General features: G+C 73.7%; 11 protein-coding genes. 3 read left to right on the top strand and 8 right to left on the bottom strand.

Features of this window, described 5'->3' with window-relative positions; translation table 11 throughout:
- Positions 1 to 87: 87 nt before the first annotated feature.
- The 8 genes from AMETH_RS12580 to AMETH_RS12545 form a co-directional block, all read right to left on the bottom strand.
- Positions 88 to 1977 carry a peptidoglycan D,D-transpeptidase FtsI family protein gene (locus AMETH_RS12580; protein ID WP_017981833.1) on the bottom strand — a complete coding sequence of 630 codons (1890 nt, stop codon included), beginning with the start codon at positions 1975 to 1977 and terminating at the stop codon, positions 88 to 90.
- Positions 1977 to 2720 carry a cell division protein FtsL gene (ftsL, locus tag AMETH_RS12575; protein ID WP_017981832.1) on the bottom strand — a complete coding sequence of 248 codons (744 nt, stop codon included), beginning with the start codon at positions 2718 to 2720 and terminating at the stop codon, positions 1977 to 1979. Before ftsL ends, AMETH_RS12580 begins: the two co-directional genes overlap by 1 nt.
- Positions 2717 to 3676, bottom strand: a complete 960-nt coding sequence (rsmH, locus tag AMETH_RS12570; RefSeq protein ID WP_017981831.1) for a 16S rRNA (cytosine(1402)-N(4))-methyltransferase RsmH — start codon at positions 3674 to 3676, stop codon at positions 2717 to 2719. The genes ftsL and rsmH overlap by 4 nt, the downstream gene beginning before the upstream one ends.
- A gap of 179 nt (positions 3677 to 3855) precedes the next feature.
- Positions 3856 to 4287 carry a division/cell wall cluster transcriptional repressor MraZ gene (mraZ, locus tag AMETH_RS12565; protein WP_026153053.1) on the bottom strand — a complete coding sequence of 144 codons (432 nt, stop codon included), beginning with the start codon at positions 4285 to 4287 and terminating at the stop codon, positions 3856 to 3858.
- 557 nt (positions 4288 to 4844) lie between these two features.
- Positions 4845 to 5558, bottom strand: a complete 714-nt coding sequence (locus AMETH_RS12560; protein ID WP_017981829.1) for an ESX secretion-associated protein EspG — start codon at positions 5556 to 5558, stop codon at positions 4845 to 4847.
- On the bottom strand, positions 5555 to 6112 hold the full coding sequence (locus tag AMETH_RS12555; RefSeq protein WP_017981828.1) for a hypothetical protein: 558 nt from the start codon (positions 6110 to 6112) through the stop codon (positions 5555 to 5557). The genes AMETH_RS12560 and AMETH_RS12555 overlap by 4 nt, the downstream gene beginning before the upstream one ends.
- A gap of 10 nt (positions 6113 to 6122) precedes the next feature.
- Entirely contained in the window at positions 6123 to 6656 is a 534-nt protein-coding gene (locus tag AMETH_RS12550) for a DUF3558 family protein (protein ID WP_017981827.1), read from the bottom strand.
- Positions 6657 to 6660: 4 nt separating this feature from the next.
- A complete protein-coding gene (locus tag AMETH_RS12545; protein ID WP_017981826.1) occupies positions 6661 to 7011 on the bottom strand; it encodes a hypothetical protein in 351 nt (116 codons plus the stop codon).
- Between the two features lie 249 nt (positions 7012 to 7260).
- Here AMETH_RS12545 and AMETH_RS12540 point away from each other — a divergent pair, with 249 nt between their 5' ends.
- The 3 genes from AMETH_RS12540 (at position 7261) to AMETH_RS12530 (ending at position 12271) form a co-directional block, all read left to right on the top strand.
- Positions 7261 to 8349, top strand: coding sequence for an AAA family ATPase (locus tag AMETH_RS12540; RefSeq protein WP_017981825.1), 1089 nt, complete (start codon positions 7261 to 7263; stop codon positions 8347 to 8349).
- A 6-nt stretch (positions 8350 to 8355) separates the two neighbouring features.
- Positions 8356 to 9630 carry a DUF58 domain-containing protein gene (locus tag AMETH_RS12535; RefSeq protein ID WP_017981824.1) on the top strand — a complete coding sequence of 425 codons (1275 nt, stop codon included), beginning with the start codon at positions 8356 to 8358 and terminating at the stop codon, positions 9628 to 9630.
- Positions 9631 to 9772: 142 nt separating this feature from the next.
- Entirely contained in the window at positions 9773 to 12271 is a 2499-nt protein-coding gene (locus AMETH_RS12530; RefSeq protein WP_017981823.1) for a transglutaminase TgpA family protein, read from the top strand.
- The last annotated feature ends 54 nt before the right edge of the window (positions 12272 to 12325 follow it).

Below are 12325 nucleotides of genomic sequence, written 5' to 3'. Positions count from 1 at the left end.
TCTCGATTGGACAGCGACGGGAATCCCCACGACGCCTCGCCGGGCGAGGCTGGTGGCGGGGGCGGCTCCACCGCTGATGGGCGGACCTCAGGGCAGCACGAGCGGCACGTACGGCGCCGTGCCGTCGGACAGCGGGATCTGGAACCGCTGCGTCAGGTACGAGGCGATGTCGTGGAACAGCGGCGCCGCCGAGTGGCCCGCGGGCAGCGTGGTGTCCGGCGCGTCCAGGCGGATGCCTACGACGAACCGCGGGTTGTCCGCGGGCAGGATCCCGGCGAAGGTGATGTTGTAGAGGGTGTCGCTGTACGCCCCGGTGGCCGGGTTGACCTGCTGGCCGGTGCCGGTCTTGCCGGAGATCTGGTAGCCCTCCAGCGCCGCCGTCGGCGCCGTCCCGCTGTTGCCGTTCCTCCCGGTCTGGGTGACCGCGCGCATCATGTTCCGCACCGTCGTCGCGGTCTCCGGGCTGACCACCTGCGTCGTCTCCGGCGCCGCCTTCGGCACCACGGTGCCGTCCGGGCGGATCTCCTGCTTGACGATGCTCGGCTGCACGCGCAGGCCGTTGTTCGCGATCGCCTGGTACATCGCCGTCATCTGCACCACGGTCATCGACAGGCCCTGCCCGATCGGCAGGTTGCCGAACGTGGTGCCGGTCCAGGTGTTGCGCGGCGGCACGAACCCGCGGCTCTCCCCGGACAGGCCCAGGCCCGCGCTCTGCCCGATTCCGAAGCGCTTGAGGTAGTCCAGGTACTTGTCCGGCCCGAGCTGCTGGGCCAGCAGCAGCGTCCCGACGTTCGACGACTTGGCGAAGATGCCGGTGACCGAGAAGTTCTGCGTGCCGTGCACCCACGCGTCGTGCACGGTGTGGTCGGCGACCTTCAGCGAGCCGGGCACCTGCAGCACCGACTCGGGCGTCACCAGACCCTGGTCGATCGCCGCGGTGGCGGTCACGATCTTGTTCACCGAGCCCGGCTCGAACGGCGTGGACACCGCCTGCAGGTCCATCAGCGACTGCGTGTAGGTCTTGTTGTCGTACGGGTTGAACGTCGCGTCGTCGGCGATCGCGTAGATCTCGCCGGTCTTGGCGTCCATCACGACCGCGCTGGCGCCCTTGGCGTGCGACTGCCGCACGTAGTCGGCCAGCGCGTTCTGCAGGAAGTACTGCGTGTCCGAGTCGAGCGTGAGCACGACGTCGTTGCCCGGGGTCGCGGGCTGCACGTCCCGCTCGGTGCCGGGGATGATGACGTTGTCGTTGCCCTGCTTGGTGTCCGCGACGTAACGGCCCGGCTGGCCCGCCAGGTCGGCGTTGAGCGTGTACTCCAGCCCCGCCAGGCCCTGCAGGCTGTGCTTGGACACGTCGGGGTCGTCCATCCGCCAGTTGGCCAGTCCGACGACGTTCGAGGCCAGCGTGTCGCCCGGGTACTCGCGGGCCGCGCGCACCTCGGCGCCGATCTCCGGGAACGCCTTGGTGATCTCCTCGGCGATCGAGGGCTCGACCCCGTCGACCAGGTAGGTGAACGACGTGGTCTTGTGGAAGTCGGCGAGCAGCTCGGCCTCGGTGACCCGGCCGGGCAGCTTGGCGGCGATGAACTTCGCAGCGTCCGCCGCGCGCGTCTCGTAGTTCTGGCCCCCCGCCGGGTTCTTCGCCGCGACCTCGTCCCACGCCTTGCGCATCGCGCGCAGGTTCACCGACAGCGCGCGCGTTTCCACGGTGAACGCCAGCTTGACGTTGTTGCGGTCCACAATGGACCCACGCTTGGCCGGGATGGGGATCGTGGTGCTGCGCTGGCTCTCCGCCTTCGCCGACAGGGCCGCGGCCTGGAAGCCCTGCACCTGCACGAGCTTGAGACCGGCCAGGACGAGTACGGCCACGAGCGCGATGCGCACGCCGACGTAGCGGCCCTTGCCGGTGGCGGCGTTCGGCTGGCCGGCCACCTGGCGCATGCGGGCGCCGTAGCTGCGGCGTCCCGGACGGGCCATCACTGCCCTCCCGTGGTCTGCTGTCCCGGCGCCTGCGTCTGCCCGCCGGCAGGCGGCACCTGCGCCTGGTCCTGCGGCTGGACGACCTGGCTGTCGCCCTGCGGCACGTCACCCTCGATCGGGCGGCCGCCCACCGGGGTGCCCTGCGGCACCACCGGCGCGGTCTGCTCCTGGGCGGCCGGGGCGCCCTCGGCCTTCTTCGGCTCGCCGACGACGGTCACCGACCCGTCCGGGTTCAGCACCAGGTGCGCGGGGTCCTCCGCGGGCACCATGCCCAGCGCCTTGGCCCGCTCGGCCAGCGACGACGGCGACTCCGCGCCGCTGACATCCTGCTGCAGCTGTTCGACCCGCTCGGCCAGCGCGGCGTTGTCGTCGCGCAGCTGCTCGAGTCGGTAGGAGTCGGCGATCGCCTGCGTGGACAGCAGCAGCGTGACCACCACACCGGCGGCGAGCAGCACCATCACCAGCAGCACGAACGTGGCGCGCGACCGCGGCACCCGCAGCTTCAGCCGGGTCTTCTCGCGCTGCGGCTCGGGCGCGGTGCGCTTGAGGCCCTCGGCGCGCTGCGCCCGCCGGGCGTAGGCGCGCTCGGCGGCGGTGGTGCGCTGGGCCGGCTGCCGCCGGGGGCGGCGCTTGGCCGGTACCGGTGTGCCCAGGCCTTCCTCGGCGGGGGTGTCCGAACGGCGCGGGCGCCGTCGCGGCTCGGCACCGGCCTGCCTGCGTGTCCGCGTAGGCGCTGTCATGCGTCCGCCTCCTTGATCCGTTCCGCCACCCGCAGCCGCACCGACGCCGCCCTCGGGTTCTGTTCGATCTCTTCCTCGCTCGCCTTCTCGGCGCCACGCGTGATCAACTTCAGTTCCGGCCCGTGGCCGGGGAGTTCGACGGGCAGGCCCGGCGGCGTCCGCGACTTCGCGAGCTCCGCGAAGGCCTGCTTGACGATGCGGTCCTCCAGCGAGTGGTAGGACTCGACGACGATCCGGCCACCGACGACCAGCGCGGACAGCGCCGCGGGGATCGCCCGCCGCAGCACCTCCAGCTCGCCGTTGACCTCGATGCGCAGCGCCTGGAACGTGCGCTTGGCCGGGTGTCCGCCGGTGCGGCGGCTCGCCGCGGGCACCGCGTCGTAGAGCAGCCGCACCAGCCGTTCGCTGCGGTCGAACGGCTGCCGCGCCCGCTCCGCGACGATCGCCTTGACGATCCGCTGGGCGAACCGCTCCTCGCCGTACTCGCGCAGGATCCGGACCAGCTCGCCGGGCTCGTAGGTGTTGAGCACGTCCGCCGCGGTCTGCCCGGTGGTGGGGTCCATCCGCATGTCCAGCGGGGCGTCGCGGGCATAGGCGAACCCGCGCTCCTCCTCGTCCAGCTGCATGGAGGACACGCCGAGGTCGAACATCACGCCGTCCACACGGGACAGTCCCAGCCGGGCGAGGACGTCCGGCAGGGTGTCGTAGACCGCGTGCACCAGCTCGACCCGGTCGCCGAACTTCGCCAGCCGCGCGCCGGAGCGTTCCAGCGCGTGCGGATCCCGGTCCAGGCCGATGAGCTTCAGCTGCGGGAAGGCGGTGAGCAGCGCCTCGGAGTGCCCGCCGAGCCCGGTGGTCGCGTCGACCACCACGGCCGGGCGGCCCTCCAGCGCGGGAGCGAACAGCTCCAGCACGCGCCCGGTCATGACCGGCACGTGCGCGGCCTCGGCTGCCACTTCTCCCACCCCCTTACACCGTCGTCCGGATGCCGTCAGGTCCCCGCCCGCCCGCTGCGGACCTGGTGCCGGGGAAGGTGCACCAGGGCCGCTGAGCGGACAGAGGCCTCACGACATCCGTCGCCGGATCCCGCCCCCACTTGCGTTTCGCCACCCGCGCCCCCCGACGGCGCGGGTCACTAGAAGACCCCCGGCAAGACCTCTTCCTGGGCCTGCGCGTAGCTGTCCTCGTGTTCCTCCAGGTAGGACTCCCACCGCTGGGCGTCCCAGATCTCCAAGCGCGTGATCGCCCCGATGACCACACACTCCTTGTTGAGCCCGGCGTAGCGCCGCAGCTCTGGCGCGATCGCGATGCGCCCCTGGCCGTCCGGACGCTGCTCGTCGGTGCCCGCGAACAGGTACCGCTGGTAGGCCCGCACCGCCTCGTTCGTGAAGGGCGCCTCCGCGACCTTGCGGGCCAGCTGCTCGAACTCCGCGCGCGGGAAGACGAAGAGGCAGTGATCTTGCCCCTTGGTGACCATCAGCCCACCTGCCAGCGCGTCGCGGAACTTCGCGGGCAGCGTGAGCCGCCCCTTGTCGTCCAGCTTGGGGGTGTGGGTGCCGAGGAACACCGGCACTCACCTCCCCACCGCCCCCGGTGCTCCACCGGATGCGGCCCTTGGGGCCTCCCTTCCGCCCCACTGGGCACCACCGTACCCCACTTTTCCCCACAGTCAACGCCACGGACGCGCCCGACCGGGCGAACGTTTCGGTGTTTTCGCAGGTCAGCGCATGGGGGCGAAGTGGGGAGAAGGTGGGGGGCGCCGGCGGCCCTCCCCCACGCCGGTTAGCTCACGGGCCTGGTTGCGGGGCATGGCGGGGCCCGGTGGGGCAGGTGGTGGGAGGAAGTGGGGGCGGTGGTGGTGGGAAGTGGGGCTTGCGGGTGGGGCTCGGTGGGAAATGGGGTGACGGCCGGCGAGCGTGCCCGACCAAAACCTTCCGAACGCAAGGGCGATCTCGCCCCCACAACCGCAGAACTCGCACCCACGAGCGTGGGACTCGCGAGAGCCCCGCGAGTCCCACGCTCAAACGCGCGAGTTCCCCCTCGGCGGCGCGAGTTCCGCGCGCGACGTGCGCGGCTGCGTGAGCTGGGTGGCCGGTTGCTTTGGCCTTCGCATCGGGGTCGGCATCAGCCGAGCAGCTCCGCCAGCCGTGCGGCGAGCCGGGCCGAGTCGGTGGGCACCACGTTCACCCAGGTGGCTCCCCCGCGGCCCGGTTCGACCGTGCCCAGGTACGCCCCCTGATCAGTGCGGAACCAGCTCACCCCGCCGACCCGCCGCGGCCGTCCATCCGCGCGCGCCCGCACCGTGAACTGGCCCGCACCAAGCACCGGCCGGGACTGGATCGCCCGCACTTCCTCCAACTGGCGTGCGGCGGCACGCGAAGCACCGTCCCCGGCGAGGGCGTCGGCCGGCAGGCTGACCCCGTAGCCGGGCCCGGGCTCCAGCGGGGGCAGCAGGTCGACGACCGCCGTGAAGATCTCCGTGTCGCGGATCCCGGACAGCCCGATCGTCCGGCTCGGCTGCGCCGCCAGCACGCCCCGCCTGCCGCCGGCCGCGGCCACCGCCCGGAACGGCGCCTCCGCGTCCAGCTCGGGCAGCGCCTCGCACTCGACGTAGACCTCCGCGGACGCCAGCGTCGCCAGCCGCGACTCCAGCGCGGAGTCCAGCCGACCGCCATCCAGCAAGCCCCGCTCGGCCAGGTTCGCATGCACCGCGCGGCGGATCTCGGCGCGCTCCGCCTCGGTCACGCCGACACTGCGGACCTCCAGCGGCGACGGCACCCGGTCGTACCCGAGGTCGTGCCACAGAATGTCGAACGCGGACGCCGAGACGCGGATCACCGCTCCCCCAGCTCCGGCGGCTCGTCGAAGAACCGGCCCGGCACCGACTCGCGCAGCGCGGCGTCACGGGCGTTGAGCACGTCGATCGCCTTCTGGCGGGCCTCCTCGGCGGCCGCCCGCCGCTGCTCCATCGCGTCCGACAGTCCGGCCAGCACCGCGAAACTCCCGCTCGCCGCAGCCTCCCGGATCATGGCCGCCGGGTCGTAGGGCACCGGCGGCGGCATCTCGTCCCGCGCCCGCGCCGCTATCCCGGCCTGGCGCCCGACCGCGTCGGACAGGCACCGCGACAGCTCGGTGGCGTGCCCGGACCAGCTCTCGGCCTTGGCCAGGGTCCGGCGCAGCGCCTCCCCGGCGGGCCCGTCGAACGCCTCGCCCGCCCGTGTCGAGATCGCGCCCAGCGCCTGCGCCGACTCGCGCAGCCGCGCGGCCAGCCCCGCCCACTGCTCGCCGATCCGGCCCGCGGTGGCGGGGTCGTTGCCGTCGGCGACCTCGGCCGCCATCGCCTCGTGGCTGTAGGACTCGTACCGCCGCGTCGGCTCGGGCACCTGGTTCACGCTGGCTCCCTCAGGGCAGTTTCGGCTCGATCAGCCGGGCCACGGTGTCGGCCCGCTCGCACGCGAGCGGGGTGTCCTCGAAGCCCGTGTTGGTCACGTCCACCTGCACGCTGGCCTCCTGGCCGACGCCGAGCAGGACCGCGCAGGTGCCGTCCCCGGCGCTGCGGTCGGACACCCGGAAACCCTTGTGTGCCCCGACGGTCACGCGCTTGCCGGTGCCCTTGTCGATCTCCAGCGAGTTCAGCGGGGCGTTCTCGGCGAGCGTGACGGTGACGCCGAACGTGCCGGGCTCGGTCCAGTCGCAGGCCCGGTCCGCACCGATCGTCTTCTCCTCGCCCAGCGAGGTCAGCCCGGCGGTGGAGCGGTCGGTCGCGGACAGCAGCTCGCACGGCTTCAACCCGGCCAGCCCGGGCGGCGACGGCGGTGCGCTCGGCGACGAAGACGCGGAGGTGGACGACGGCGGCGCGGCGGGCTGCGAAGCCGGCTGCCCGCACGCGGCGAGCAGCAGCCCGGCCCCGGCGAGCACGACCACCACACCGCGCATCCGCTCAGCCACCGCTGCAGTCGACGCCCTCGGCGGCGTCGTCGTCGCTGTCCGAGTACCGCTTCAGCGCGCGGCGGATGTTCGTCTTGAGCGTCTCCAGCTCCTGGCCGAACCGGATCAGCGAGTCGGCGGCCGAACCGGGGCCGCCCAGCCCGTACCGGGCCATGAACTCGCCGACCTCGCCGGCGTACCCGCCACCCAGCGGCACGGTGCGGCCCAGCACCCTGGCCTCGCGCACCATTTCGCCGACGACGTCCTGCAGCTGGCTGATCTGCTGATAGGCCCCGGCCGCCAGCTCGGGCGAGACCGCGAACGCCCCCGCGTTCACGTTCAGGCCGCCGCGCGTGTCGGTCATCGGTTCTGTTCGCACCTCTCGGTAGCCGACCGGTTCCGGAACGCAGCATAGCGCCCGAAACGATTTCAGGGTTCTTGGACCGACTTGGCCCGGGTTTGACACACTGGATGCCAGGCTGGGTGCCGGGGCGGGCGACCGCGGGCGTCACCTCCGTCCCCGGCTGTGAGATCCTTCCGCGCCGCGGCGCGGTTCAGGCGGGCCGCACCCGTGTTCCGGTTTTGAAAAAGGGCTTCGGCACCAGGAGGTCGAGTGACGTCGAGGACACAGCCTGCATCGCCCGGGGAGTACACCGGCGAGCAGGCGCCCGGGCAAGCGCCGTACCACCCCGGCGGTGCGAGCCCCGCGCACGGCCTGCCCATCAGCCACAACGGGCACGGTGAGCTGCACGAGACCATGCGCCGCATCGCGGCCAACGTCGAGCGGGTGCTCGTCGGCAAGCCCGAGGTGGTGCGCGTCGCGCTGGTGACGCTCCTGGCCGAGGGCCACCTGCTGGTCGAGGACGTGCCGGGCGTCGGCAAGACCTCGCTGGCCAAGGCGCTCGCCCGGTCGATCGACTGCACGGTCAGCCGCATCCAGTTCACGCCCGACCTGCTGCCCAGCGACGTCACCGGCGTGTCCATCTACAACCGGCAGACCGGCGGTTTCGAGTTCCGGCCCGGCCCGGTGTTCGCCAACATCGTGGTGGGCGACGAGATCAACCGCGCGTCGCCGAAGACCCAGTCGGCGCTGCTGGAGTGCATGGAGGAGAAGCAGGTCACGGTCGACACCACGACCTACCGCCTCGACGACCCCTTCATGGTGATCGCCACCCAGAACCCGATCGAGATGGAGGGCACCTACGCCCTGCCCGAGGCGCAGCGCGACCGGTTCACCGCGCGCGTGTCGATCGGCTACCCGGACCAGCAGGCCGAGCTGGCCATGGTCGACGAGCACTCCGGTCACGACCCGCTGGCCGACCTGCAGCCGGTGTCCGACGCGGCCACCCTGCACCGCCTCATCCAGCAGGTCCGCGGGGTGCACATCGCGCCGGACGTGCGCAAGTACGCCGTCGACCTGGTCGCGGCCACCCGGCAGGTGCCGGAGATCCGGCTCGGCGCGTCGCCGCGGGCCACGCTGCAGCTGGTCCGCTCGGCGCGCGCCCAGGCCGCGTTGTCCGGCCGCGACTTCGTCGTCCCGGACGACCTGCACGCGGTCGCCGTCCCGGTGCTCGCGCACCGGCTGGTGCTGACCACGGAGGCGCACGCGGCCCGCCGCTCCGCCACCGACGTGGTCCGCGCGGTGCTGCACCGGGTCCCGGTGCCCCAGGGCGGTCACCCGCAGACCGCCGGCCGCCGGTAGACGGCCGTGTTCCGGTCGCTGTCCGGGCTGACCACGCGGGGGCGGTGCCTGCTCGCCGCCGGCGTGGCGGCCGCGGTGTGCGCGGTGGTGCTCAACGAGCGCGACCTGTTGCGGGTCGCCGTGTTCGTGATCGCGCTGCCGCTGCTGGTCGCCCTGTTCATCGCGGCGTCGCGGGTGCGCATCGGCGCGTCCCGCAAGCTGCTGCCCGAGCGGGTTTCCGCCGGTTCGGCCGGCGAGGTGGAGCTGGCGCTGTGGCGCGACGGCAAGCTGCCGGCCGGTGAGGTGCTGCTCGAGGACGGCGTGCCCTACGCGCTGGGTTCGCGGCCGCGGTTCGTCGTGGAGCGGCTGCCGCACGGGCGGGTCATCGCGCTGCGCTACCCGATCCAGCCGATGATGCGCGGGATCCAGCAGGTCGGCCCGCTGCGCGCGACGCTGACCGACCCGTTCGGCCTGTGCGAGTTCGACCGCGAGCTGATCGCGCACTCGCGGCTGGTCGTGGTGCCGAAGGTGGTGTCCCTGTGGGGGCTGCCCAGCGGCGCCGGGATCGGCGCGGGCGACGACGGCAGCGTGCGGCTGCGCGCGGGCCAGGGCGAGACCGACGTGGTGGTGCGGCAGTACCGCCAGGGCGACGACCTGCGCAAGGTGCACTGGCGCTCCACCGCCCGGCGCGATGAGATCATGGTGCGGGTCGAGGAGCGGCCGTGGCGCGGCGGGACCACCGTCCTGCTGGACCACCGGGCCGCCGCGCACCACGGCACCGGCCCGGCCGCGAGCCTGGAGTGGGCGATCTCGTTCGCGGCGAGCGTGTGCCTGCACGTGCGGCGGGCCGGGCACCGGGTCCGCCTGGTCACCGAGCACGGCAAACCGCTGGCCGACGTGCCCGGCGACGGCGGCGAGGGCTACGACAACGTCCTGCTCGACGCGCTCGCCGCGCTGCAGCCGGCACACCAGCGCGACCTGACGACGGGCCACGACCCGGCCGAGGGACAGGAGCTGATCGCGATCCTGGGCACCGTGTCGAACCAGGCGGTGACCGAGCTGGCGCGGTTCCGGCCGCGCGGCATCCGGAGCCTGGCGGTGCTGCTGGACACCCCGGCGTGGTCCGGCGGGGTGAGCGCGCCCGAGCACCGCGCGGCGGCGACGGAGGAATCGGCGGCGCTGCTGCGCGCGGCGGGCTGGGGAGTCGTGGTGGCCGGCCCGAACACCTCGATGCCGCAGGTGTGGGCCGACCTGTGCCGCACGGCCGCCGGACGCGGCTCGCTGATCGGAGGTGCGCTGTGAGCACCCCCCGCGCGCGAGTCCCACGCCCAGCGCCGCGAGTCCCGCATTCAGGAGCGCGAGTTCGCCCTCCGACGCGCCGGGCGCCTGCTTCCGCACGGCCGGAGCGCTCCGCTCCGGCACACCGCATCTCCGGGGGAACGCTGTGACCACCCTGACCGGCCGCCCGCCGCGGCCCGATCAGCAGCCCGACGCCCCGCCGCCGGGACGGCCGGAGCTGCACCGGCCCACGCAGCGCGTCGTCGAGCCGCCGCCGCAGTGGCGGGGGTCCGTCCTCGCGCCGATCGCCGCCGGGGTGGCCACCCTGTGCGCCTCCACCTCGCTGACCGGCGTCGTCGGCGGGGTGGGCTGGCTCGGGTACGTCACGGTCGCCGTCGTGCTCGTCGCCGCCACCGGGCTCGCGCTGCGGGCCATCCGCACGCCGACCGCCGTCGTCGGGCTGGCCCAGCTCGTCGTGCTGTTGCTGCTGATCACGGGCGTGTTCACCAGCAGCGGCATCCTCGGCGTCATCCCGGGCCCCGCCGCGTTCGACGAGATCAACGGCGTGCTCACCGCGGCGTTCGAGCAGATCCGCACGGGCCTGCCGCCGGTCGAATCGACCCCGCCGATCCTGTGCCTGGTGACCATCGCGATCGGCCTGGTCGCGGTGCTCGTGGACACCCTCGCGGTCGCCGCCTCCGCGCCCGCCGCCACCGGCCTGGTGCTGCTGTGCGTCTACGCGGTGCCCGCCTCGCTGGCCGACGACATGCTCCCGTGGTGGACGTTCCTGCTCGGCGCGGCGGCCTTCGCGGGCCTGCTCGCCGTCGACGGCAACCACCGCCACCGCCGCTGGCGCAACCGCGACGCCCCCGGCCTCGGCAACGCCCCGGCCGCCGCGTCCGCGCCGGTGGCCGTCGTCGCGGTCGCCCTGGTGCTGGGCCTGGTCGCGGGCGCCGCGCTCACCGCCGTCGGCACGGTCGGGCGCCTGCCCGGCAGCGGCCGCAGCGGCGCGGGCGCCGGCTCCGGCGGGCTGGGCGTCAACCCGTTCACCTCGCTGCGCGGCATGCTCGACCAGGGCAGCACGGTCGACCTGTTCCGCGTCCGCGGCCTCGGCAACGACAAGCGCCTGCTGCGCGCGTTCACGCTCGACACGTACCGGCCCAACCGCGGCTGGAGCCTGCCGGACGGCCCGATGCCGGCCGGTTTCCCGGCGAACCAGCCGCTGCCCGCCGCGCCCGGCGACGACGGCGCGGGCGAGGCGCGCCAGATCCAGGTCGAGCCGCTGAACTGGGTCGACGTGTGGATGCCGGTGTACGGGCAGCTGCGCGGCCTGCAGGGCGTCGGCCAGGGCTGGTACTACGACCCGACCAGCGGCGCCGTGTTCAGCGAGCGCAAGCAGCGGATCCCGGCCTACGTGGAGACCGCGTCGCTGGCCGAGCCGACGAAGGGCCAGCTGGAGTCGGCCACCGCCCGCGGCACCGACATCCCGGCGAGCTACAGCCAGATCACCGGCGTGGACCCGCGCGTGGTCAGCCTCGCGCAGGACCTGGCGGCGGGCGCGTCCACCGACTTCGACCGGGCGAGCGCTATCTGGCGGTACTTCAGCGCCGAGAACGGGTTCACCTACGACACCGAGACGGCCGCCGCGACCGACAGCGACGCGCTGGCCGACTTCCTGCTCAACGGCAAGCGCGGGTTCTGCGAGCAGTTCGCCTCCGCGATGGCCGTGATGCTGCGGGTGCTGAACATCCCGTCCCGGGTCGCGGTGGGCTTCACCTCCGGCTACGCCGACGGCGACTCGCGCATGATCACCTCGCAGGACGCACACGCCTGGGTCGAGGTGTACTTCGGCGACCTGGGCTGGGTCAGCTTCGACCCGACGCCGCGCTCCGACGGCCGCGGCTACGTCCCGCCCTACCTGCAGTCCGACACGACCTCCAGCGGGTCCTCGGACTCGGAGGAGCAGGACGTGCCGAGCGTGTCCACCACGCGGGTCGCTCCGACCGGGGCGCCCGAGACCCAGGGCAGCGCCGCCAACCCGGCCGGCACACAGGCCGCGCCCGCGGGCTCGGCGCCGGGCTGGACCGGGTGGATCGCGCTGGTGCTGGTGCTGATCGCGGTGGCATTGACGGTCGGCGCGTTCGTCGCGATCCGCAGGCTCCGCGGGCACACGGCGTCCTGGCTGCCGCTGGCCGCGGCCGCGGCGTGGCTGGTCACCGTGGTGCTCACCGCGTGGCTGGTGCACTGGGTGCTGGCGCTGGTGCTGTTGCTGCTCGCGGTGGCCGGGCTGGCCCCCGCGGTGCTGCGGGAGATCCACCGGCGCCACCGCCTGAACGCGATCACGTCCCGTCAGCCGGGAGCGGCGGACGCGGCGTGGGCGGAGCTGATGGACGAGTGCGCCGACCGTGGCATCCCGATCCCACCGAGCGACACGGTGCGGTCGGCGGCGCAGAAGATGGCCGTGCAGCACAACCTGGACGACGCAGGGAAGAACGACCTGCGCACGGTGGTCGGGGTGGTGGAGCGCTCGTGGTACTCCCCCAGCCAGTCCACCGGCGACGACTTCGCCGCCGCGTTCGAGGGCCTGCGCCGCAGCCTGCAGCGCAACGCGCCGATGTCCTGGCGCGGGCGGCTCTTCCCGCGGTCGGTCTTCCGCAGGCGCTGACGGCTCGTCACGTTCGCCGGAACGCGGCGGACCGGCGGACCGGCGGACCGGCGG

The sequence above is a fragment of the Amycolatopsis methanolica 239 genome (genome assembly GCF_000739085.1).
GTDB classification, from domain to species: Bacteria; Actinomycetota; Actinomycetes; order Mycobacteriales; family Pseudonocardiaceae; genus Amycolatopsis_E; species Amycolatopsis_E methanolica.
This window is presented reverse-complemented; position numbering and strand designations above follow the sequence as displayed.

Excerpts from the sequence above, each read along its gene's own strand:
- ftsL (WP_017981832.1), bottom strand. The coding sequence starts at position 2,720 with ATGACAGCGCCTACGCGGACACGCAGGCAGGCCGGTGCCGAGCCGCGA.
- AMETH_RS12550 (WP_017981827.1), bottom strand. The coding sequence starts at position 6,656 with ATGCGCGGTGTGGTGGTCGTGCTCGCCGGGGCCGGGCTGCTGCTCGCC.
- AMETH_RS12580 (WP_017981833.1), bottom strand. The coding sequence starts at position 1,977 with ATGGCCCGTCCGGGACGCCGCAGCTACGGCGCCCGCATGCGCCAGGTG.
- AMETH_RS12545 (WP_017981826.1), bottom strand. The coding sequence starts at position 7,011 with ATGACCGACACGCGCGGCGGCCTGAACGTGAACGCGGGGGCGTTCGCG.